21 protein-coding genes and 1 pseudogene are annotated in these 20,600 nt (G+C 71.3%); 7 read left to right on the top strand and 15 right to left on the bottom strand.

From position 1 onward, the window contains the following. Positions 1–446: 446 nt before the first annotated feature. From ACQPZG_RS03725 to ACQPZG_RS03700, 6 genes are all read right to left on the bottom strand, one after another. On the bottom strand, positions 447–1,547 hold the full coding sequence (locus ACQPZG_RS03725; protein ID WP_433544300.1) for a serine hydrolase domain-containing protein: 1,101 nt from the start codon (positions 1,545–1,547) through the stop codon (positions 447–449). Further along, positions 1,544–2,464, bottom strand: coding sequence for a DUF6895 family protein (locus ACQPZG_RS03720; RefSeq protein ID WP_433544299.1), 921 nt, complete (start codon positions 2,462–2,464; stop codon positions 1,544–1,546). Before ACQPZG_RS03720 ends, ACQPZG_RS03725 begins: the two co-directional genes overlap by 4 nt. Further along, the gene (locus ACQPZG_RS03715; protein ID WP_433544298.1) at positions 2,461–3,486 is read right to left on the bottom strand and encodes a DUF6895 family protein; all 1,026 of its coding nucleotides are present in this window, start codon (positions 3,484–3,486) and stop codon (positions 2,461–2,463) included. Before ACQPZG_RS03715 ends, ACQPZG_RS03720 begins: the two co-directional genes overlap by 4 nt. Positions 3,487–3,551: 65 nt before the next feature. Further along, the gene (locus tag ACQPZG_RS03710; RefSeq protein ID WP_433544297.1) at positions 3,552–4,307 is read right to left on the bottom strand and encodes a hypothetical protein; all 756 of its coding nucleotides are present in this window, start codon (positions 4,305–4,307) and stop codon (positions 3,552–3,554) included. Positions 4,308–4,320: 13 nt separating this feature from the next. Next, positions 4,321–4,503 (bottom strand): hypothetical protein, encoded by a 183-nt coding sequence (locus tag ACQPZG_RS03705; protein ID WP_433544633.1) that lies wholly within the window; start codon positions 4,501–4,503, stop codon positions 4,321–4,323. Positions 4,504–5,524: 1,021 nt separating this feature from the next. Continuing rightward, positions 5,525–6,352, bottom strand: coding sequence for an ATP-grasp domain-containing protein (locus ACQPZG_RS03700; protein WP_433544296.1), 828 nt, complete (start codon positions 6,350–6,352; stop codon positions 5,525–5,527). 635 nt (positions 6,353–6,987) lie between these two features. Here ACQPZG_RS03700 and ACQPZG_RS03695 point away from each other — a divergent pair. Both ACQPZG_RS03695 and ACQPZG_RS03690 read left to right on the top strand, forming a co-directional pair. Next, complete coding sequence (locus tag ACQPZG_RS03695; RefSeq protein ID WP_433544295.1) at positions 6,988–8,394, top strand: protein kinase domain-containing protein; 1,407 nt, start codon at positions 6,988–6,990, stop codon at positions 8,392–8,394. A 356-nt stretch (positions 8,395–8,750) separates the two neighbouring features. Then, positions 8,751–9,167: a carbohydrate-binding module family 20 domain-containing protein gene (locus ACQPZG_RS03690; RefSeq protein WP_433544294.1), complete on the top strand. Its 417-nt coding sequence runs from the start codon at positions 8,751–8,753 to the stop codon at positions 9,165–9,167. Positions 9,168–9,336: 169 nt separating this feature from the next. On the opposite strand, the gene ACQPZG_RS03685 is transcribed toward ACQPZG_RS03690, so the two are convergent. Continuing rightward, positions 9,337–9,774, bottom strand: a complete 438-nt coding sequence (locus ACQPZG_RS03685) for a hypothetical protein (protein ID WP_433544293.1) — start codon at positions 9,772–9,774, stop codon at positions 9,337–9,339. 278 nt (positions 9,775–10,052) lie between these two features. Between ACQPZG_RS03685 and ACQPZG_RS03680 the strand changes: the two genes are divergently transcribed. Further along, entirely contained in the window at positions 10,053–10,481 is a 429-nt protein-coding gene (locus ACQPZG_RS03680; RefSeq protein WP_433544292.1) for a PRC-barrel domain-containing protein, read from the top strand. A 38-nt stretch (positions 10,482–10,519) separates the two neighbouring features. Then, positions 10,520–11,032 (top strand): annotated as a pseudogene (locus tag ACQPZG_RS03675) (DUF421 domain-containing protein); the annotation flags it as partial. Between the two features lie 24 nt (positions 11,033–11,056). On the opposite strand, the gene ACQPZG_RS03670 reads toward ACQPZG_RS03675, so the two are convergent. The 4 genes from ACQPZG_RS03670 to ACQPZG_RS03655 form a co-directional block, all read right to left on the bottom strand. Then, positions 11,057–11,542, bottom strand: coding sequence for a hypothetical protein (locus tag ACQPZG_RS03670; protein ID WP_433544291.1), 486 nt, complete (start codon positions 11,540–11,542; stop codon positions 11,057–11,059). A gap of 218 nt (positions 11,543–11,760) precedes the next feature. Beyond that, a complete protein-coding gene (locus ACQPZG_RS03665) occupies positions 11,761–12,180 on the bottom strand; it encodes a hypothetical protein (RefSeq protein ID WP_433544290.1) in 420 nt (139 codons plus the stop codon). A 275-nt stretch (positions 12,181–12,455) separates the two neighbouring features. After that, positions 12,456–13,295: an ABC transporter permease gene (locus tag ACQPZG_RS03660; RefSeq protein ID WP_433544289.1), complete on the bottom strand. Its 840-nt coding sequence runs from the start codon at positions 13,293–13,295 to the stop codon at positions 12,456–12,458. Then, positions 13,292–14,230, bottom strand: coding sequence for an ATP-binding cassette domain-containing protein (locus tag ACQPZG_RS03655; protein ID WP_433544288.1), 939 nt, complete (start codon positions 14,228–14,230; stop codon positions 13,292–13,294). Before ACQPZG_RS03655 ends, ACQPZG_RS03660 begins: the two co-directional genes overlap by 4 nt. Before the next feature lie 163 nt (positions 14,231–14,393). Here ACQPZG_RS03655 and ACQPZG_RS03650 point away from each other — a divergent pair, with 163 nt between their 5' ends. Continuing rightward, positions 14,394–15,038 (top strand): PadR family transcriptional regulator, encoded by a 645-nt coding sequence (locus ACQPZG_RS03650; protein WP_433544287.1) that lies wholly within the window; start codon positions 14,394–14,396, stop codon positions 15,036–15,038. A 380-nt stretch (positions 15,039–15,418) separates the two neighbouring features. On the opposite strand, the gene ACQPZG_RS03645 is transcribed toward ACQPZG_RS03650, so the two are convergent. Further along, positions 15,419–16,843, bottom strand: coding sequence for an NAD(P)-binding domain-containing protein (locus tag ACQPZG_RS03645; protein WP_433544632.1), 1,425 nt, complete (start codon positions 16,841–16,843; stop codon positions 15,419–15,421). 137 nt (positions 16,844–16,980) lie between these two features. On the opposite strand from ACQPZG_RS03645, the gene ACQPZG_RS03640 reads away from it, so the two are divergent. Both ACQPZG_RS03640 and ACQPZG_RS03635 read left to right on the top strand, forming a co-directional pair. Continuing rightward, positions 16,981–17,340 (top strand): ArsR/SmtB family transcription factor, encoded by a 360-nt coding sequence (locus tag ACQPZG_RS03640; protein WP_433544286.1) that lies wholly within the window; start codon positions 16,981–16,983, stop codon positions 17,338–17,340. 89 nt (positions 17,341–17,429) lie between these two features. Beyond that, a complete protein-coding gene (locus ACQPZG_RS03635) occupies positions 17,430–17,939 on the top strand; it encodes an N-acetyltransferase family protein (RefSeq protein WP_433544285.1) in 510 nt (169 codons plus the stop codon). Positions 17,940–18,086: 147 nt separating this feature from the next. Here the strand turns inward: ACQPZG_RS03635 and ACQPZG_RS03630 are convergent, their stop codons facing one another. The 3 genes from ACQPZG_RS03630 to ACQPZG_RS03620 are packed head-to-tail and all read right to left on the bottom strand — an operon-like array spanning position 18,087 to position 20,568. Next, positions 18,087–19,151, bottom strand: coding sequence for an ArsO family NAD(P)H-dependent flavin-containing monooxygenase (locus tag ACQPZG_RS03630; protein WP_433544284.1), 1,065 nt, complete (start codon positions 19,149–19,151; stop codon positions 18,087–18,089). Next, entirely contained in the window at positions 19,148–20,263 is a 1,116-nt protein-coding gene (arsB, locus tag ACQPZG_RS03625) for an ACR3 family arsenite efflux transporter (RefSeq protein ID WP_433544283.1), read from the bottom strand. Before arsB ends, ACQPZG_RS03630 begins: the two co-directional genes overlap by 4 nt. Further along, complete coding sequence (locus ACQPZG_RS03620) at positions 20,260–20,568, bottom strand: ArsR/SmtB family transcription factor (protein WP_433544282.1); 309 nt, start codon at positions 20,566–20,568, stop codon at positions 20,260–20,262. The genes arsB and ACQPZG_RS03620 overlap by 4 nt, the downstream gene beginning before the upstream one ends. Between the last annotated feature and the right edge of the window lie 32 nt (positions 20,569–20,600).

The raw sequence follows: 20,600 nt of genomic DNA, 5'->3' as shown, positions 1-20,600 counted from the left end.
AAGCAGGGGCGGCGGCGGACGTCTGTAGCTCCCGGGGGCCTGAGCGGCGTGGGGCCCCGGTGCCTCGCGCCGCCGTTCCGCGCCTGTGGCAGTCGTCCTGCCGGCCGCCGTCCTGGGTGACCGGTCGCGCGCTGACCGTCGCAGGTCGGAAGGAGATTCGGAAGGATTCCGGTCTCGCCTGCCGTCCGTCAGGTCGAAGGCGACCGCTCTCCTGCTGTCCGTCGCATGTCGGGTGGTGACCGGTCGCCCGTTGTCCGACACATGACGGGTGGTGTCCGGTCGCCCGCCTGACCGCCGCAGGTCGGGGCCGGTCCACTCACCCGCCTGACCGTCGCAGGTCCGAGGGGGGCGGACCGCCCGCCCACCTGACCGTCGCAGGTCGCGGGGCCGGACCGCCCACCCGCCCGTCGCCGGTCGGAGGGCCGGACCGCTCGCCGACCGCTGCCTCACGCCTCGGCCAGCAGTGCGTACGCCGTCGCCACGAAGGTTTCGTGCGCACGGAAGCGGCGGGTGCACACGGCGGCCAGTGCCGTCCCGGTGTCGGGTCTGAATCCCAGGAAGGCCTGCTGCCCGAGGGTGGCTCCGGCGTGGAAGTACATGGGGCCGTCCTCGGTGGGGTGCTGGAACCAGCCCACGGTGTGCACATGCCGGTGCCCCCAGCCGCGCCGCAGGACCGGGCGGCGTACCGCTCGCAGCGCGTCGGCCAGGGGGCGGCTGCCCGACGGGTCCAGATGGGCTTCGAGAAACGTCAGCAGGTCGCCCGGGGTGGCGCGCACCGCTCCCGCCGACCGGAATCCACCGATGAGCAACGGGGGCGTGGGCGTCGAGCCGTCCTTGCGGTGTCCGATGGCGTCGATGTCGGGCCCGGCAGGTTCGAGGGCGGTGCCGTGCAGTCGGAGCGGCCCCAGCACCTGCCCGGTGAGCAGGTCGTCCCAGGGCGTCGCGGTGGCGGCGGCCAGGGCGTGACCGAGCACGGCCACCCCGAAGTTGGAGTAGTGCCAGCGGGTGCCGGGCCGCCGGGGCTGCCGGCGGCGCAGAAAGGCGTCCACCACCCGCCGGTCGGGATACGCCGCGTAGGGGTTGGTGCGCCAGGTGGGCAGCGCCCGGCGGTAGAAGTCGGCGGGCAGGGCGGGCAGCCCGGACGTGTGGGTGATCAGGTGCGCGAGGGTGACGGGGTCCTGGCCGATGCGCCGGGCCGGGTCCAGGCAGGTGACGGCAGGCTCGCCTCCGGACAGGACGCCGGTGTGCGTCAGCTGGGCCAGGAGCAGACCGGTGAACGTTTTGGACGCGGAGCCGATCTCGTAGCGCAGCCGATCGCGGGGAACGGGCGGGGGCGGCGCGGTGCCGCCGCAGCGCACCGTGCGACGGCCGCCCCGGGAGAGCGCGAAGACGGCGTCCGGTGCGTCAGTGGCGCTGATGGCCTCGTCGAGCCGCTCACGCAGCGTCTCGCCGTACGGGGGCGAGGTCGGCGACGGGCGGCCGGTCACGGGCCTCTCGGTGGGGCCGGGCGGACCGCCCGGCCAGGGGTCGGGGCGTGGGGTCGTCATGCCGGCGCGTGCGCCAGTTGCGTGAGGGCGCGGGAGGTGGCCAGTACCGAGGCGAAGGCGGCCACCAGCGTCGGGTGGTAGACGAGGTCGAACACCTCGTCGGGCTCGCCCTGCGGCATCGTACGCAGCGCGGGCATGGCGCCGTCCGGCTGCTGTGCCGCGGCGAAACCCTCCCAGGCGCGCTCGTCCAGGGTGGGACGGGGCAGGCAGGCGTCGACGACGAGCAGTTCGCCGAGCAGGTCCCAGCGTTGCAGGTCGAGCCAGTCGTCCAGCCAGACGGGGAGCCAGACGGCGAGGTAGTCGGCGAGAGGGGTGGGCAGGCCCTCGGGGTTCTCGCCCCAGTCGGTGAGGTGGAAGACGGTGTGCGTGATGTCGTAGGCGATGTGCCCTTCCGCGGTCCAGGGTTCCGGGGTCCGGCCGAGCCAGGTGCGGCCGACGACCTCGGACTCCGGTGGCCGGGGCGGCAGCCCGTAACGGCGTTGGACCGCGGAGAGTCCCAGCCGGCGTACCGATGACATCTCCAGGGCGGCGAAGCTCTCCAGCCGCTGGACGCGCCGGAAGGCCCGCTCCATCTCCGGGTCGCTGTAGCCCAGCTCCTTGAACGGCAGGTAGACCTCGAAGGGGATGGGCGAGAGGGGTTCGATGCGCTGGCCCCGGACCAGCATCCGGCCGCCGTCCAGGGCGTGGCCCCAGGCGTGATCGAGCAGCTGCCGGGCCAGTTGCGCCTGTCGTGAGCCGGCGACGCCTTCGCGGAACAGCACCTTGCAGATGATGGCCAGCTCACCGATCGGTTTGAAGCGCTCCAGGAAACCCACTTCCGGGTCCACGTCCTGCTCCAGACGGAACTGGTCGCGGTGGGCGTGGAGCCACTCCAGGGCGCCGGTCCCCACGGTGTGGATGAGGCGGGTGCTGGTCATCTCGACGCTCCTTTCCCGCTGTGTCCCGGTCGCATTGCGTGAGGTGCCGTGGGAGGAGCCGCGTACGGCTCCGTGTGGGCGAGGGCGGGCCGGTCGCCCGTCCGCGCACCCTCGCCGGTGCTCCGGCGAAGCCGGCGAGCGGTGAGCACGGCGGCGTAGGCCGCCATCAGGGTCGAGTGGTAGCAGGCGAAGAAGTCGTCCGCGAGCGGGTGGCCCGCACGCCCGGCGCCGACCTCCGGGACGGCGCCGGAGGCGTCCTGTGCCCGGTTGAGTTCCGCCCAGGATTCCCGTAGCAGCACACCGTCCGGGGGGCCGGGCAGGATGCCCGCCACGGCCAGCAACTCGCAGCTCAGGTCCCAGCGTTCGTACTCCAGGCAGGTGTCCAGCCAGGGCGGCAGCCACTGCCGCAGATACTCCACGAGGTCCTGCGGGACGTCCTGCGGAGCGAGCCCCCAGTCGCTGAGGTGGAAGATCACATGGGTGAGCGTGTAGCCGGCGTCCCGTTCGAACGTCCACGGTTCCGGGAGCGCACCCAGCCAGGTGCGCCGCAGCGCCCGTTCCGTCCCCTCGTGCTGCGGGATGCCGCTGCGGCGTTCGGAGTTGAGAATGCCGAGGCGGCGGTTGGGCTGCTGCTCGGTCATCCGCCAGCTACGGGTACGGGCCGTCGCCGCGACGGTGCGTTCGTAACCGGGGTGGCGCAGTCCCGCCGACGCGAACGCGGCGTAGATCTCCAGGGGGTACGTCGCGAACGGTTCGAGACGCTGCAACTCAAGGAAAAGCGCGCCTTGTCCGGTCTGCTGCCAGGCGAAGTCCAGCAGTTCGCAGGCGGCTCCGTGGAGCGGGTCCGTGGGCTCGGTGTACCGGCGGACAGTGACGCACACCTGCGCGAGTTCGCCGAGGGGTTTCCACGTACGGTTCACGCTGCCGTGCTCGGCCAACGCGTCGTCGTCGAGGGCGAACTCGCTGCGGTGGGCGGACAGCCAGGAAACTGCGGACGCGCCGATGCCTTCCACGTCCCGCATCCATTGCGCGTCACCCGCCGGCCGGCTGTCGCCCCCCGTCACATCCGCTCGCATGTCCTGCGCCGTCACGGCCGCGCCCCGGCCTGGAGGTGACGCGCCGCCTCGACCTGTAGCGCCACCCGCGGGTCGTCGCCGCCCATGTGCGCCACGAATTCCAGCCCGGCCTCCAGGCCGAGCGTTGCCGGCACACCGTCCAGGAGGACCAGCCAGCGTCCGGCTCCGGCCGCCTGCAACCAGTCGCGGCGCCGTACCGCACGGACGAACCCCCGGGCGAGGTCGACGGGTCGATCGCGGGCCACATCGGCCACGGCGCACTCCGCGTCGGGGACCGCGAGCGGTGCCAGCAGGGCGAGTTGGTGGGACAGCACCTGCCACGGAACGTCAGCGAGCCAAGCCGCCTGGGGCTCCGCCTCGGAGTCCGCCGCAGCGGGGACGGCCCCGCCGCCGAAGGACCCGCCGCCGGAGGGCGCGCCGCCGGGGGGCGCGTCCAGCCTCCGCAAGGTTTGCTTCATCGCCCAGTGGCTCCACACCGAGACAGGGGAGGCGTCCGCGGCGGGTTGGTAGACGTGCACGGCTCTGCCGAACAGGGCGAGATCGTCGGCTTCGGCAGGAGCACGGCGCAGGACGCTCGGCAGAACGGCATCGGCTCCCACCACCCGAACGGCGGCAAGGGTCAGGCCTGCGTTCGCCTCGGCGCCGTCGGCCTCGGACACACCGGCGGCCAACCGGAACCGGCCCCCGCTCCGGAGAGCGGAGGCCAGCTCCGAAGCGAGGTCCTGCACCGCGCCCGACAAGGGCGTCGAAGTGCTTGACTGCTCCATACGACTGCTCCCGTCAACCCTTCTTCGGCCGCGGCGTCGGGGGCGACAGCAGCAGGGATCCCGAGGCGCTCTGCAGCGCGAGGGCCGCACACTCGCGGGTGTCGCGGTAGAAGCCAGCAACCTCCGTCGGGTTGAGAGCTTCCTCGACGTCCGGGATCTCGGTGAGCTCGTCGGTCAGAAAATCGGTGGAAGGCATATCCGCCATCCCCTTTCTGTAGAGCACTGTGTCCTGGATGCGCTGGTGGCCGGTCACGTAATCCGCGCCTGGTCACGACTGCGCGATGAACACACCTCCAGCTTGATGCCGTATGCCCCATTTGTCCAATAGAGGGCAGCGCAAGGAGCCTCGCCGTCGCCAGTGACGCATCCCTCCTGGACGGGAGTTGATGATTGAACTACTGAGATCGGCCGGGGTTGATGGTTGAACTAGCAAGGGGGGCGGCCGGAACGCGCGAAGGCGCCGGCATCGAGGCCGCACCCATTGCGCGTCACGCTTCCAGGCCTCAGAGACTCAAGTGACAGCTGCGATACCGGAGTTCCAGATGCGGGACGTCGGTGAGAGCGGGGATCCGCGGGTCTGAACCCGGGAAGGCGTCACGGCTCCCGTCGTGCCGTTCCCGGGGACCCGGGGATGGGTAACCGGCGGAAGCCGAGGAGCTGGGCAGGGTTCGCGCAACGCCCCGGCGGTGCGTGCCAGTCCGGATCCGTGGGGCACGCCACGGCGGGTGGTCATCGGCTCGAAACCGATGGCCCGTATCTGGCGGAGGGAGTTACTGTCGCCTCAACTACGGTCATCCGCAAGCCTGTTGGGCGCCAGCTCGGCGGCCGACCGGGTGCGGCACGGCCGCCCGGAGGCGGCCCTTGTGGATGCGGCCGGCGGCAAGAGCGGCCATGACCTTCGCGTGCTGGTCTCCCTGCCCCCGGAACCGCCTGACGACCTGACGAGCCGAATCCGTCGGCCCCGGCCGGGCAACTCGCAAGCCGCGTACGCCAAGCCGTCGACGTCCCGGCCAGACGCTGGATCCGCGGCTGTGCGCGACAGCTCACGGCGAGGTGGAAGGCGTCGAGCCAGGCACGGACATCGGAACGGAACACCAGGCACGGGCATCGGAACGGAACATACGGTGGAACGGTCGTGCTCCGACAGCGCGGTGAAGGGGTGAGCCGCAGGATAGGGTGCCGCGTTCGGTGCGGCGCTACGGCCGTTCGGTGCGACGCTACGGCCCTTCGGTGCGGGCGCGACAGAAGGGAAGATCGCGCGCGGACGTGCGGCTGCGCGGGCCGGACGCGCGCAGAACGACTTCCAGGGCCCGGTCGGGGTCCGCCGCGTAACAGTTGCTGTACCAGGCCATGTTCGCTTCGACCACTGCCCACCCCTCGCCGTCCCCGCTGCCGTGCACGGGCGCGCTCAGCATTCCGACGTCGACGACCACCGCACTGGGCAGGTCGTCCCCGCAGTCGGCCAGGAGATCGTGCGCGAAACGGCGTACGGGGCCCTCCTGGCGATGGCCGCCCAGCGGTGCGACGTCGAGGCGGCCGAAGGTGGCGTACTGCGATCCCGTGAGTACGGCACCCTCCAGGACGTACAGCCGGAACTCCGCGGCCCAGGTGGCCACGTCGCTGAGCAATACCGGTGTGTCCGAGAGCAGTTCGCGCTCGCCGGGGAGGCTGCCTCCGTCCGCGTGGACGGCTGCCGGAAAGCTCTTGTCGCGCGGCGGTTTGGCGAACACAGGCCCGGTCAGACGTCGTGCCTCGGCAAGCGTGGTCAGGGTGACGCGACGGCCGGTGTGGGCGGGCGGGAGGGCGGCCAGCCAACCGTCGGACGGTTCCATCAGCGCCACGTCCCAGGCGTCGAGGACCTTGCCGAGGTGTGCGGCGAAGACGGGGCCGCCGTAGTAGTGGACGTCGGTCTGCCCGCGAACGGACAGCCCGTCGCGGGCGGACCACACCTGTACGTCCATTCCGCGCCGATGCGCCGCCTGCGCGAGCAGTTCGCGGGTGCTGGTGTACTGCGGCGCCAACGCGAGGAGACCGTGAGCATTCACGAGCGCCGACGATGCCACGCTGTCCGCCCCGCAGTCCACCGCCTTTCGCGGACCCGAGCCTGTCATGGACCCGCCCCCCTTCGCGGACCCGGGAGAGCGCGGCCGGCGCAGACCGGGCACGGGCAACAGGGCCACGTGGACGGTACGGCGAGCACGGTACGACTGCACGGGCATACCTGACCCGAAGCGAAGGCGCGCAACGTCGAAGACGTCCGGCACCGCCCCGCTTCCACGGACGTACCTGGCCCGAAGCGAAGGCGCGCAGCGTCGAAAGCCTCCGGCACCGCCCCGCACCGCCGCCGGTCACCCCGCGCTGTTCCTGCTGAAGCGGAGCGGGTTCTCACCGTCGCGGCAGGCAGGACCGGGCGTCGGGATTCGTCCGGCCGGGGGCGTGAACGGGCAGCGCTGTCGAACCTCCGCTTCCCCGAGCGCGCGGGCTTTCGCGGGCGGTGAGGGACCGGTGAGGGACGCGACCCTCGGCAGCGCGGTTCTCTTGCCCCGGCGGCGCGGGGCTACCGCGGTTCCTTTCGGGTACCCGCTTGCGGTGGCTTGCCGGTCACGGCTCGTCGGGGGTTCACGCGTCCCCCGCATCGATGGTGGGAGAGGGTATGGGACTTCGTGATTCGGCTCGGGCCGTGGCTGCCCGGTGTTCCACCGAGGTGCTCGGCGGCCGGTACCGCCTGGACGAACGGATCGGCGCGGGCGGCGCAGCGGACGTCCACCGGGGTCTGGACCTGCGGCTGGGGCGACCGGTGGCGGTCAAGGTCTTCCGTCCCGACTCCGGCGTCGACATCGAGGAGGAGTCCCGGCGCGAGGCGGTGCTCCTGGCCCAGTTGCACCATCCCGGCCTCGTCGGCGTCTACGACGCCGGCCAGGACAAGGGACACGCCTTTCTGGTTCTGGAGCTGATCGAGGGAAGCACGCTGCGCAGCCGCATCGAGGAGAGCGCCCTCACGGTCGAGGAGACCGCGGCCCTGGGCGCCGATCTCGCCGATGCCCTCGCGCACGCCCATGCGGCGGGGATCGTCCACCGGGACGTGAAGCCCTCCAACATCCTCCTGGACGCCTCCGGGCGCCCGCACCTGACCGACTTCGGCATCAGTCGGCTTCTGGACACCACCTCCCGCACCGCCACCGGCACTCTCATCGGGACCGCCGCCTACCTCTCCCCCGAGCAGGTCCTCGGCCGACGCGTCGGCCGAGCAGCCGACGTCTACGCGCTGGGCCTGGTCATCCTGGAATGCCTCACCGGCCGCCCCGAGTACGACGGCGGCCCGCTCGAAGCAGCCATCGCACGACTGCACCGCACCCCCGCCCTTCCCCCACACCTGCCCGGACAGCTACAACGCCTGCTGCGGAACATGACGGCCCTGGACGGCCACGACCGCCCCGATGCCCGCGAGTGCGCCCACGCCCTGGCGGCCCTGAACGGAGGCTCCGCGCCCGAAGGCACCGCCCTCGACACCGGCCTGCCGGTACGGGTCACGAGCCTCTGCGCCCCCGCCGAGCCCTCGCGGACGGTCGAGCGCACCCACCCGAAACCTCCCGCGGACGCCGGGCGGGCCTCCCGCCGTGTCACGGCCGCACGCGCACGCCCCCTCGTGGCGGGGGCCGCCGCACTCACCGCCGTCCTGGCAACCGCCCTCACCCTCACCGACAGCCCCTCGGGACACGGAGACCAGGACGCCGCGGGTACCCCCGTATCGACGCCTCCCGCCACGCACCGCGCCCCCACCGGTCCCCCTCCGGGCACCGCACCCGCGCGCGGTACCCGCCCCTCCCCCGCCAACCCGAAACCCCCGGCGGACGTCCCCGTCTCCGTGGACAAGGCCGTCGCCTCCGCTTCCGGCAGCCCGAACACGCCCGCCGCCTTTCCCCGACGCACGACATCCACCCCTCCTGCGAGCGCGCCAAGCAGTTGGCGGAAGGGGGCCAGGACGGCCGAGAAGGCGGCGAAAGCCGAGAGCAACGCGGAGCGGAAGGAAGCGAAGGCCGGGAGCAAGGCGGAGCGCAAAGAAGCGAAGAGGTCAGCGAAACGCTGACGGCGGTCGGTCGACGGGCGCGACGGACCCGTACGTCGCGCACAGATCCGGACGTTCTCGATCGGAGCATCTCCGCCGGTCGGTCACCGAGGGCAACCGAACATGCCCACGAAGGAGCCTCGACATCACCAGGAGTAGGCAGTCGACTACTCCGACCCACCTGACAGGCGACCCCTGACCAGCGACTTGCAGGGCTTTCATGCCGTACAAATCCACGTTGAACAGGAGTTCAGCAAGACCGGCCGAAGTTCGTCTGAAAGGAATTGCAGCTTCTTGCGCAAGAGATCCGGGGTCACGAGGCTGTGGCTCGCCAAGGCCTGGCAGACCGTTCCCCGTCATGCGGAAGGACATCCATCATGAAGCGCAGTCGTCGCCGGAGCCCGATGCGTCTGGGGCTTGCCGCCCTGTTCGCCCTGCTCCTCACCCTGCTCGCGGTCCCGACGTCGTCGGCCGCACCTGCCGCAGGGACCGACGAGAACTCTGTCGTGGCGACGTTCCACGTCACCGCGCACACCAAGTGGGGCCAGCAGGTCTACGTCACCGGCAATCGGCCCGAACTGGGGTCGTGGAATCCGGACAAGGCCATACCGCTCTCCTCGGCCTCCTATCCCACCTGGTCGGCCACCGTCGTCCTGCCGGCCAACATCGGCGTGGAGTACAAGTACCTGGTCAAGACGGTCAACGCTCCCGTCCTGTGGGAGAGCGGCCCGAACCGTTCCACGGTCACCCCGCCCACCGGCACCTACCTCACTCAGGACAGCTTCCGTAACTGACCCGCGGACGCAGGGGTGCCGAGCGGACGGACCGCTCGGCACTTCCCGTTCCGCGACCGCCTCGCTCCGACGAGTCCACTCCGTCGGCCCGATCGCCGCACCCGCCCGCAGGACGGTGCCCGAGGGGGACGTGGGCCCGCGTCCCGATCGGGAGTGGCCGCACGTACCGTCAGGTGGCGGGGCCTGCGGTGTGGTGAGGGTGATGACGGGTACGGCGTTCCTCCTTCATCTCCGCCTCGTACACATGCTCCCTGCCCTCGGCGAGCGCGGTGCGTGCCTCCTCCTCCAGTTGCTGGAAGGGCCTGTAGTACGTGTCGTTGTACGCCTCGACGATCTGGAAGGTCCAGTGGCCGGGGATGACGTTGCGCCCCAGGACCTCCCGCTCGACGCGGTCCGCGTACGCGTCGTGGCCCGCCTTCCGGAGCAGCCGCACCGCATCGTCCAGCGTCAGGTCGGCCGTGCCCGTCAGCTGGTGGAACTCGTACAGTGCGCCGCGGGCCCGTTCGGTCGTCTCCAGGGCCTTCGACAGTGCTCCGAGTGCTTCCACGGTGGTGTCGTCGACGCCGGGCGGTCGCCGGTGAGCGGGATTCTGTGGATCTTTGTTCATGCCCAGCCGTGTTCCCCGTCCGGCCGCTCCCTCACCCCGGATCACCCGCTCGCGGCAGCCGGGGGATCCTCCCCCGGCAGACAGCCCAACCGGGCGGCCCGGGAGTTCGGCTCCGGCGCCCGGGGATTCGGCACTGGACGAGGACGCAGGAGACGGGCGCCCACCCCTTCCGGCAAGCGGAAGGGTGCGTAGCGCCCGGAGTTTCGGGCACGCGCCGGGGGACAGGCGGACGACGCGTCACGCGCCGAGCGCACGCCCGACCCTCCGGAGGAGGACCCGTGGACAACGCACGCATCCCGACACTCATCAAGCTGAGCGATACGGATCAGACGGTCGCCGCACAGCAGGAGGACATCCGGGGCCGGACGGTGATCGCCGCCGACGGCGAAGAACTCGGCAAGGTCGACGACCTGCTGGTCGACGACACCGAACGCAAGGTCCGCTTCCTGCTCGTCGAGCACGGCGGCTTCCTGGGGATCGGACAGAAGAAGACGTTCGTCCCCGTCGACGCCGTCACCCGGATCGCCGAGGACCAGGTCTTCATCGACCGGTCCCAGCAGCAGGTGAGCGAGGCTCCGGCGTACGACCCCGACCTGGTGGTGGAACAGGACTACACCGAGGGCGTGTACTCCCATTACGGCTACATGCCGTTCTGGGGCGTCGGCTACACCTACCCGCCCTACCCGCTCGGCCGAGGCATGCAGTAGGAACGGGACGGACGCACGCTCTTCGACTCCTGGGGCGCATCGTCCGGGGCCTGGTCATGGCGGGCCTCGCCCACCTGATCCCCTGATCGTCGCGGCCCGCGTCTCCGGCAGACGAGCGCTGACGAAGATGAACGCGTTCGACCTCGCCGTCACCGTGGCGCTCGGCTCGACCCTGGCGACGATCCTGCTCGACCGGCAGGTCGCACTCCTTGAGGGCGCAGCCGCCCCGGGGATGCCGGTGGCGTTGCGGTTCCTCACCACTCCTCACCACGTGGTCCTCGGTCCGCTCCGGTGGAGTCCGCCGCCTCGTCAAGGCCGAACCGACCGTACTGCTCCACCGGGGCCGCATGGAGGAGGACGCGATGAGGCGTCGGCGGGTGACGCCCGACGAGGTGCGGCAAGCCGTCCGTGCGCAGGGGGTCGGCGCCTTGGCGGACGTACAGGCCGTGGTGCTGGAGACGGACGGCGGCTTCAGCGTGATCCCCCGCTCCCAGTACGGCGCGGGCACCGCCCTGGACAACGCCCCGCTTCCGGAGGGAAGGGCGGGGTGAACGGCGCGCGCCGGATGATCGACGTCAACGGTGACAGAGGAAGCAGCCCTCCCAGTGCGGCAATGCGCTGAGCACTCGATGCCGTGCGCACGAGGCCACCGCCCGTTCCTGCGGAGAAGGGAAGCCCGCACAGAGCCGAGTACCGCCGGATGGCAGGATCGACTCGACCATGAAGGCGAACCGGAGCAGGTGGTTACGGGCGGAAGAGGGGTCGTACCCCAGCTCGCTCCACCGGTGACGGTTCAGCGCCAGCGCGACGGTACGCAACACGAAGTCCTTCGACCGGGCACTCTCCGCCGCGGACGCGCCCCAGGCGATGTCCTCAAGGTCGAAGCCGACGGCCCCGCGCCCCATCACATTCTGATCCTGCAGTGCCAGGAGCGCAGCGAATCGGTAGTCCCACTCGTCGTCAGCAAGGTCGGACACCGACAGCATCAGTACGTCGATGAACACCTCGGTGCCGCCATTGGACAATTCCAGACACTGCCCGCTGCCCCTGAACACGTTCACCGGCCCACGGTACGTCGGCGGCGACCGCCAGCATGAAACGTTTGCTCTCACCGCCTCCGATCCCCCGCGAACGCTTCGCCAGGGATGCCGTGCTCCTCGTGCACGGCACCCCGCTGTCCACCCGCGACCGGCCCGTGGCCGAACCGTCCCGGAACGGGCGGCAGTCCACCGACCACAAGGCCGCCGTCGACGCGCCCCCGGCCCGCGCCGGGACGAGGTCACAGCCGCTTGAGGCCGACGTACTGGATCGCGGCGAAACCGCCGACCGTCAGGCTCTGCAGCACGATCCACACCGTGCCGGCGCCGGTCGGGGAAAGGGCTCCGGAGATCAGCACCGCCAGGCTGAGCACGGGCCACAGCAGGTTCGCCGCTATCACCGCCGACAGACTCGCGCGGTTGATCTCCTTGCGCGTCCCGATGGCGAGCACGCCCAGCGCGTACAGGAGCAGGAACGCCCCGACCGGGTACTGGACCGCCGTCGTGACGCCGAGGAGGGAGTCCAGGAGCGGGGCGAGGGCCAGGTAGGCGGCGCCGTTGAGGCCGGTGACCACCGCGTCCAGCTTGAGCACCAGTCGGGCGAGACCGTCGGATGTCGGCCTCGCGGACGCGGCCATCCCGTCGTACTGCGTCGAAGCCATTGTCTTCCGCCTCTCGTAGGTCAAGAAAGCTGCCCGATACGGAAGCGGCCCGTCCGTCGGGCCGCCTGCCGCTGCTGCACGGTAGGCGGCCCCGGGACGGGCCAACAATTACCTCCGAGGTAATGCACCGGTCGCGGCCGACGGCACCGGCACCGGTCGAGAATGCCCGTTCTCCGCCCCCTTCTCGACGGAAGGGGCCACTTGCGGGGCCTGTCGCCGGGCGGCGGGCCGACGGCCTCGCCGACGTGTGCCGAACCGGCCACGAGCCCGGTTCGTCAGCGGCTCAGGTCGCGGAACCTCTTGACCGCCAGCGGGAAGAACACCGCGACCAGGGCCACCGGCCAGGCCAGGGCGAGCAACTCGGCGTGGGTCGCGGCCCAGGAATCGCCGACCGCGCCCGGGTTGCCGAACAGGTGGCGCACCGCGGTGGCCGTGGCCGACATCGGGTTCCACTCGACGACCGCGCCGAGCCAGGGGGGCATGGACTCGGGCGAGGCGATGGCGTTGGAGAGGAAGGCGACCGGCCAGACCAGGATCTGCACGCCCTGCACCAGTTCGGGCCTGCCCGCGACCATCGCCAGGTGGATGCCCATCCACAGCATCGCGAACCGCAGCAGCAGGAGCAGGCCCACAGCTCCCAGGAAGGAGGCGAAACCGTTGTTCCAGCGCCAGCCGATCGCGTACCCGACGCCGACCATCACCGTCAGACCGACCACCGACTGCAGCATGTCGGCGATGCTCCGGCCGACCAGGACCGCGCCGGAGTGCATCGGCATGGAGCGGAACCGGTCGATGACGCCCTTGCCGAGGTCCTGGGTCACCGAGAGCATCGTCGCTTCGAGACCGAAGGCCATCGTCATGGTCAGCATGCCGGGCACCAGGTAGGACCTGAAGTCTCCGTCGATGCCCTTGCCGCCACCGATCAGGTAGCCGAACATCAGCAGCATCATCACCGGGAAGACCAGCCCGACGACCACCTGCACGGGCCGGCGCGCCCAGTGCGCCAGCTCGCGCCTGGTCATGGTCCAGGAGTCGGCCGCCGCCCAGCTCGCTTTCGAACCCGCTCCACGCGCCGGGTTCGCCTCCACCGTGCTAACCGTGTGGGTCGCGGTCATGCCGCTTCCTCCTTCGTCAGGTGCAGGAAGACCTCGTCGAGGGTCGGCCGACGCACCGCGATGTCCTCCGCCTCGATACCGGCCGCCTGGAGTGCCCGTACGGTCTCGGTCAGTGCGGCCATCCGGTCGCGGGTGGAGGCGCTGACCATCCGCCGGTCCTCGTCCTTGTGCACGTCACCGGGGAGCAGCGAGGCGGCGCGGTCCAGCTGCGCCGTGTCGTGCAGTACCACGTCGATGCGGTCGCCGCCGGTCCTGGACTTCAGCTCGTCCGCCGTGCCCTCGGCGATGACCTTCCCGTGGTCGATCACCGCGATGCGGTCGGCCAGTTGATCCGCCTCCTCCAGGTACTGCGTGGTCAGCAGTACGGTCGTTCCGCCGTCGACCAGGGAGCGCACCGCGTTCCACACCTCTGTGCGGCCCCGGGGGTCGAGGCCGGTCGTGGGCTCGTCCAGGAAGAGCACCTGGGGCCGGGCGATGAGGGAGGCCGCCAGGTCCAGGCGCCGCCGCATGCCGCCGCTGTACTGCTTGACCGCTTTGCTGCCGGTGTCCGTGAGACCGAACTGGGCCAGCAGTTCGTCGGCCCGCGTGCCGGCCCGTCGGGCACCGAGGTGGTGGAGACGTCCGAACATCTCCAGGTTCTGGCGGCCGCTGAGCTCCTCGTCGACGGCGGCGTTCTGTCCGAGGAGCCCGATCTGCGAGCGCACCTCGTCGGCCCGGGTCCGCACGTCAGTGCCCGCCACCCGTACATGCCCCTCGTCGGGGCGCAGCAGCGTGGACATGATGCGTACGGCCGTGGTCTTCCCGGCACCGTTGGGGCCGAGGATTCCCTGGACGGTCCCGGCCCGGACCGTCAGGTCGAGGCCGTCGAGAGCCTGCTTGTCCTTGTACCTCTTACATAGACCTTCGACGACGATCGCCGGATCGAGGTCAGACAAAACACCCTCCTACACCCAGTAGCAAAATTTGACTAGTGACGCCTGACCCGCTCTCAGGTGCCGCTGGTCAAACTTGATTAGTCGGTGAGGTTACAAGGGGATCCGCGACTAGTCAAACTTGGATAGCGATAGTCTGGTCAAAATTGTCCAGAGGGGGATGTTCATGTCGGCGATCCGACTACTGGTTCTGGGCGCCGTCCGCCAGCACGGACGGGCCCATGGCTACCAAGTACGCAACGACCTGGAGTACTGGGGCGCCCACGAGTGGTCCAACGCCAAGCCGGGCTCGATCTACCACGCGCTCAAGCAGATGGCGAAGCAAGGGCTGCTCGTCGCCCACGAGATGGCACCGAGCACCGTCGGCGGCCCGCCCCGCGTCGAGTACGAGATCACCGACAACGGAACCGAGGAGTACTTCCGGCTGCTGCGCGAGGCCCTGCGCTCGCACGACCAGAAGGCCGACGTCCTCTCGGCAGGCATCGGTCTGATCGTCGACCTGCCGCGCGACGAGGCCGTCGCACTCCTCAAGGAACGGGTCGCCGCACTTGAGCAGTGGCGGTCCGCGGTCACCGGGTACTACACGCCACAGGACGGGCCCGAACAGCTCGGCCACATCGGCGAGCTCATGAATTTGTGGGTGCACTCGGCCGACGACGGGGCGCGGTGGACGCGCGGCCTGATCCAGCGGATCGAAGCCGGCGCCTACACGTTCGCCGGGGAGGGCGAGCCCTTCGTGGGCGTGCTCGCGGACGGCGAGCCGAACCCCTTCGCGACGGACGGGCAGCAGTCGAAGGACGTGGGCCGCTAGAACTACGACGCCTCGCCGCTCGGCCGGGTCGGTGATCTCGAAGTCGGTGAAGGCCGAGAGGGCGACTTGGGCGCGTACTTGGGCGGCCTGAAGTTCGGTCATGGCCCAGCCGCAGGTGCGCCACGGCGCGGGTACCGCCGTGTACGCCGTGACTGACGAACCCGGCCGCTGCCCCGCCGGGTCGCCGTGAACTCGCGTGGAGCCGGCGGAGAGCGGCGGAGAGCGGGTGCGAAGGCCCCTCCGGAAGGCGTACAGGGCGGGCGGTGCGGCGCGGGGGCGCGCGGCGCGGGGGCGCGACCGGCCCCCTGTTCCGGTCGCCGCCCCCGACGTGGCGGGACGTGGGCGTCCGCGTCGAGGCGGGTCGGGTCGGGTCGTAGGCGTCAGCAGCCGCCGGTGGAGGACGCGCGGGCACTGGCGCCGATCTGCACGGTGGCCGGTGCCGCGCAGCAGCCGCCCCCGCCCTCCGCCCGGGGCGCCCCGTCCGCCTGCGGGTCCTCGAAGAGACCGGCGCCGCCGCACACCCCGGTCTCCGGGAGGGTCAGCTCGACGCGGTCGGCGGCTTCCTGGTCTCCGGCGAGGGCGGCGGCGATCGAGCGGACCTGCTCGTAGCCGGTCATCGCGAGGAAGGTCGGGGCACGGCCGTAGGACTTCATGCCCGCCAGGTAGAGGCCCTGTTCGGGGTGGGAGAGCTCGCTGGCGCCGTGCGGGTAGACGGTGCCGCAGGAGTGCTGGTTGGGGTCGATGAGCGGAGCCAGCGCGGTGGGTGCCTGGAGGCGTTCGTCCAGGCCCAGGCGCAGTTCGGCCAGGAAGGAGAGGTCCGGGCGCAGCCCGGTCAGGACGATGACTTCGTCGACCGCCTCCAGGCGGCGGCCGTCCTCGGCGACGAGGACGATCCGCACGCCGTCGCGCTCCAGGGCGGTGGTGCGGAAGCCGGTGACCGCGGTGGCGTGGCCGTCGTCGACGGCTGCCTTCGCGGCCAGGCCCAGGGCGCCGCGGGCGGGGAGCTGGTCGGCGCTGCCGCCGCCGAAGGTCGACCCGCTGATCCCGCGCCGCAGGACCCACACCGAGTGCGTGCCCTCGGCGTCGGCCAGCCGGGCCAGTGCGGCGAGGGCGGTGAACGCGGACGCGCCGGAGCCGATGACCGCAGTGCGCTTTCCGGCGTAACGCGCTGTGACCGCCGGATCGTTGAGGTCGGGGATGCGGTAGGAGACGCGGTCGGCGGCGGCGCGCTCCCCGAGGGCGGGCAGGCCGTCGGCACCGGTCGGGCTCGGCGTGGACCAGGCGCCGGAGGCGTCGATGACCGCGGCGGCCAGCAGGCGCTCCTCGCGGCCGTCGGCGTGGGTGACGTGGACGGTGAAGGGCTGGGCGTCCCGGCCCGCGTCGACGATGCGGTCCCGGCCGAGCCGGGAGACGCCGGTCACCGTCGCGCGGTAGCGGACGGTGTCGCCGAGGGCGTCGGCGAGCGGCTGGAGGTACAGCTCCGCCCAGTCGCCGCCGGTCGGGTACGTACCGCCGTCGGGCTTCACCCAGCCGGTGGGCGCGAGCAGCTTCTCCGCTGCGGGGTCGACGAGTTCGGCCCAGGTGGAGAACAGCCGCACATGACCCCACTCCCGCACCGCGGCGCCCGCCGACGCTCCCGCTTCCAGCACGAGGGGGGTGAGGCCGCGTGCGGTGAGGTGCGCGGCGGCGGCCAGGCCGACGGGGCCGGCTCCGATGACCACGGTGGGCAGGGCGGCGGTGGACGCGTTCACGAGGGCTCCCCAGGTCTTGTATCGATGTTCGTCGATGAATTGCGCCGTCAGCATCACAGCTGATTCGATGTTCGTCAACATAGACAGCGATCTCATCAGCGGTGACGTGACAAGGTCGGTCGGGGCCGCGGTTCCCGGTGGCGGGCAGACCGGCCCTGCCCCTTTGATTCGACGTGTGTCAACATAGATGCATGTCGAACACTCGCGCGTTGCCCGCGCTGGAGCCGGACGTGCAGCCGTGCTGCCCGCCCCTGGACGAGCGTCCGTTGACCGCTGAGGAAGCGGTTCGTACGGCGGCGATGTTCAAGGCGCTGGGCGATCCGGTGCGGCTGCGTCTGTTCTCCACCGTCGCCTCCCACGAGGGCGGCGAGGCATGCGTGTGCGACATCTCCGACGTGGGGGTGTCGCAGCCGACGGTCTCCCACCACCTCAAGAAGCTCAAGGACGCGGGCCTGCTCACCTCGGAGCGGCGAGGGACGTGGGTCTACTACCGGGTCGAGCCGGGCGTACTGGCCGCCATGGGCCGGCTGCTGACCCCCTCCGCCCGCTAAATCAACCACCCTCCACCCGCCGCCCTCCGCCCTCCGCCCTCCGCACGCTGGACCAACCGCCCCCCGATGATCCGCTGAAGGAGCCCTTCGTGCCGCACCCCGCCGCAGCCGTGACCGTCGCGCCGCTGGAGATCGTGCACGCGACACAGGTACGGGAGATCCACCAGGCGGGCATCGACGAGGGGCACGCCACCTTCGAGACCACCGCCCCCGCCTGGGACGTCTTCGACGCCGCCAAGCTGCCCGCGCACCGCTTCGCCGCCCTCGACGAGGAGGGCAGGCTCCTGGGATGGGCCGCGGTGAGCCGGGTCTCCGAGCGGGGCGCGTACGCCGGGGTGGTCGAGCACTCGGTGTACGTCCACCCGGAGGCACGCGGTCGCGGCGTGGCAGCCGTCCTGCTCGGCACGCTGATCGACTCGACGGAGGCGGGCGGGATCTGGACGCTCCAGGCGGGGGTCTTCCCGGAGAACGCCGCCAGTCTCGCCGTTCACCGACGGGCGGGCTTCCGTGTCATCGGCACACGCGAACGCATCGGCCGCCACCACGGCATCTGGCGGGACGTGGTCCTCCTCGAACGCCGCAGCGCTGCCGTGATGTGAGGTTCCACCGGCGGTGACAGGGCTCGTTCGCGCACGCGTTGGCGACGAGGGCGCCCAAGGGACATCGCCTGGACGCCCGTTGCCGGCTTCGGCGCGCCGGGCCGAAGCCACCGCCCGAGAACTGCCTGACGGAGCGGGCCGCCGCCTTCAGCGCAGCAGGTCCGCCAGGGCGCGGGCCGCGTCCCGGGCCGGGCGGCCGACGCCGATCAGCGTGGCGGACGCCGGGCCGGTCCAGTCGCCGTAGCCCAGCAGGTGCAGCCGGGCCTCCCCCACCACCTGCGTGCCGCTAATGGGGATGTGTCCGTGCGGCCCGCGCAGGTTGAGCGGGGCGAGGTGGGACAGGGCGGGGCGGAAGCCCGTGCACCAGATGACCGCGTCCGCGTTCGAGGTGCTGCCGTCCGCCCATGAGACGCCGTCGGCGGTCAGGCGGGAGAACATCCCGGCCGCCCGGAGGAGCCCGGCGTCGCGTGCGGCGCGGACCGGCGGGACCGCGACGATGTCCCCGAGGGAGGCCACCCCGCCGTTGTCGTCGCGGCCGGCTTCCAGGGCGCGGCGGCGTGCGGTGGCGACGTCGAACAGGGCGCGGCCGTCGACGTCGTCGGGCAGGAAGCGCGGCGGGCGCGCCGTCACCCACGTCAGGGCGGCGGCCCGGCCGTCCAGGGCGAGGTCGGCGGCGATCTGCGCGCCGGAGTTCCCTCCGCCGACGACCACCACGCACTGCCCTGCGAAGTCCGCCGGGGAACGGTAGTTCACGGTGTGCAGCTGACGTCCGGTGAACACCTCGCTGCCCGGGACGGCGGGGAGGAAGGGCCGCGACCAGGTGCCGGTCGCGCTGATCACCGCCCTCGCCCGCCAGGTGCCGGTGTCCGATTCGACGAGGAAGCGGTCGCCCTCGCGGCGTACGGCCCCCACCCGGGTGCCGTGCTGGACAGGCAGGTCGTAGCGCTTCTCGTAGTCGGTGAGGTAGTCGACCACGTGCCCGGCGCCCGGACAGGTCCCGCCCGTTGGGGCGGGCATCAGCCGTCCCGGCAGGGAGGAGTGCTCGGCCGGGGAGAAGAGGTGCAGGGAGTCCCACATGTGCTGCCAGGACCCGCCCGGCGACGGATCGGCGTCCAGGATCCGGAAGTCGAGGCCCTGGCGGCGCAGGTGGTAGCCGGCCGCGAGCCCCGCCTGGCCGCCGCCGACCACCGCCACCTCCGTGTGCTGCGTCATGGGGCCGTCGTCACCGCGTCGGAAGCGAACCTCTTGCGCCAGGCGAGCGCGACGTACACCAGGCCGATGAGCACCGGGACTTCGATGAGGGGGCCCACTACGCCCGACAGGGCCTGGCCGGAGGTGACGCCGAAGGTGGCGATGGCGACCGCGATGGCCAGCTCGAAGTTGTTGCCCGCCGCGGTGAACGCCAGGGTCGTGGTGCGGTCGTAGGCCAGGCCCAGGCCCTTGCCGAGGAGGAAGGCGCCGAAGAACATGATCGCGAAGTAGACCAGCAGGGGCAGTGCGATCCGGGCGACGTCGAGCGGCTGGGAGGTGATGGTCTTCCCCTGGAGGGCGAAGAGGATGACGATCGTGAACAGCAGCCCGTACAGCGCCCAGGGGCCGATCCTCGGCAGGACCTTCGCCTCGTAGCCCTCGCGCCCCATCTTCCGCTCGCCGATGCGGCGGGTCAGGAAACCGGCCAGCAGCGGGATGCCGAGGAAGATGACGACGTTCAGCGCGATGTGCCGGACGGACACGTCCAGGCCCTGGCCGTCCCCGAGGTTCAGCCAGCGTGGCAGCAGGTCGAGGTAGAACCAGCCCAGCAGGCCGAACGCGAAGACCTGGAACACCGAGTTGAGGGCGACGAGAACGGCGGCGGCCTCGCGGTCGCCGCAGGCGAGGTCGTTCCAGATGATGACCATGGCGATGCAGCGGGCGAGACCGACGATGATCAGGCCGGTGCGGTACTCCGGGAGGTCCGCCAGGAAGATCCACGCCAGCGCGAACATCACCGCGGGCCCCAGAACCCAGTTGATGACGAGCGAGGAGATCAGCAGCCTGTGGTCGCCGGTGACCCGGTCGAGCCGGTCGTAGCGCACCTTCGCGAGGACCGGGTACATCATCACCAGCAGGCCGAGGGCGATCGGCAGGGAGACGCCGCCGATCTCGATCTTCGCGAGTGCGTCGTTCATCCCCGGGATCAGGCGGCCCAGGCCCAGGCCGACGACCATGGCGAGCAGGATCCACACGGCGAGGTAGCGGTCGAGGGTGGAGAGCTTCTTGACGATCGAGTCGTCCTCGGCCGGGCCGGAGCCCCGGACGGAAGTGGTGGGCTCGGTGGAGGTCACGGGCAGGCCCTCTTGTTCCCGGCAGCGCTACGGGCGGACTCGGCCAGCGCGGCGAACTGCTCGGACAGCCCGGCCAGGACCTCGGGCCTGAGCTTGTAGTAGGTGAAACGGCCGCACGGCTCGGTCTCCACCAGCCCGGCCTCGCGCAGCACCTTCAGGTGGTTGGACAGGTTGGTCTGCTTCGCTCCGGTCTCCTCGACCAGGTGCGTCGTGCAGAGCGTCTCGCGCGCCAGCAGGGTCACGATCTGGAGGCGGAGCGGATCGCCCAGCACCCGGATCACATCAGGATCGACTGAAGTCAGCATGCGCTGATACTGTCACATCACCACTCGCTGAT

The sequence above is a fragment of the Streptomyces sp. CA-294286 genome (assembly GCF_050947155.1).
Classification (GTDB): domain Bacteria; phylum Actinomycetota; class Actinomycetes; order Streptomycetales; family Streptomycetaceae; genus Streptomyces.
Note: the sequence above shows the minus strand (reverse complement) of the source record. Positions and strands in the feature narration are given on the sequence as shown.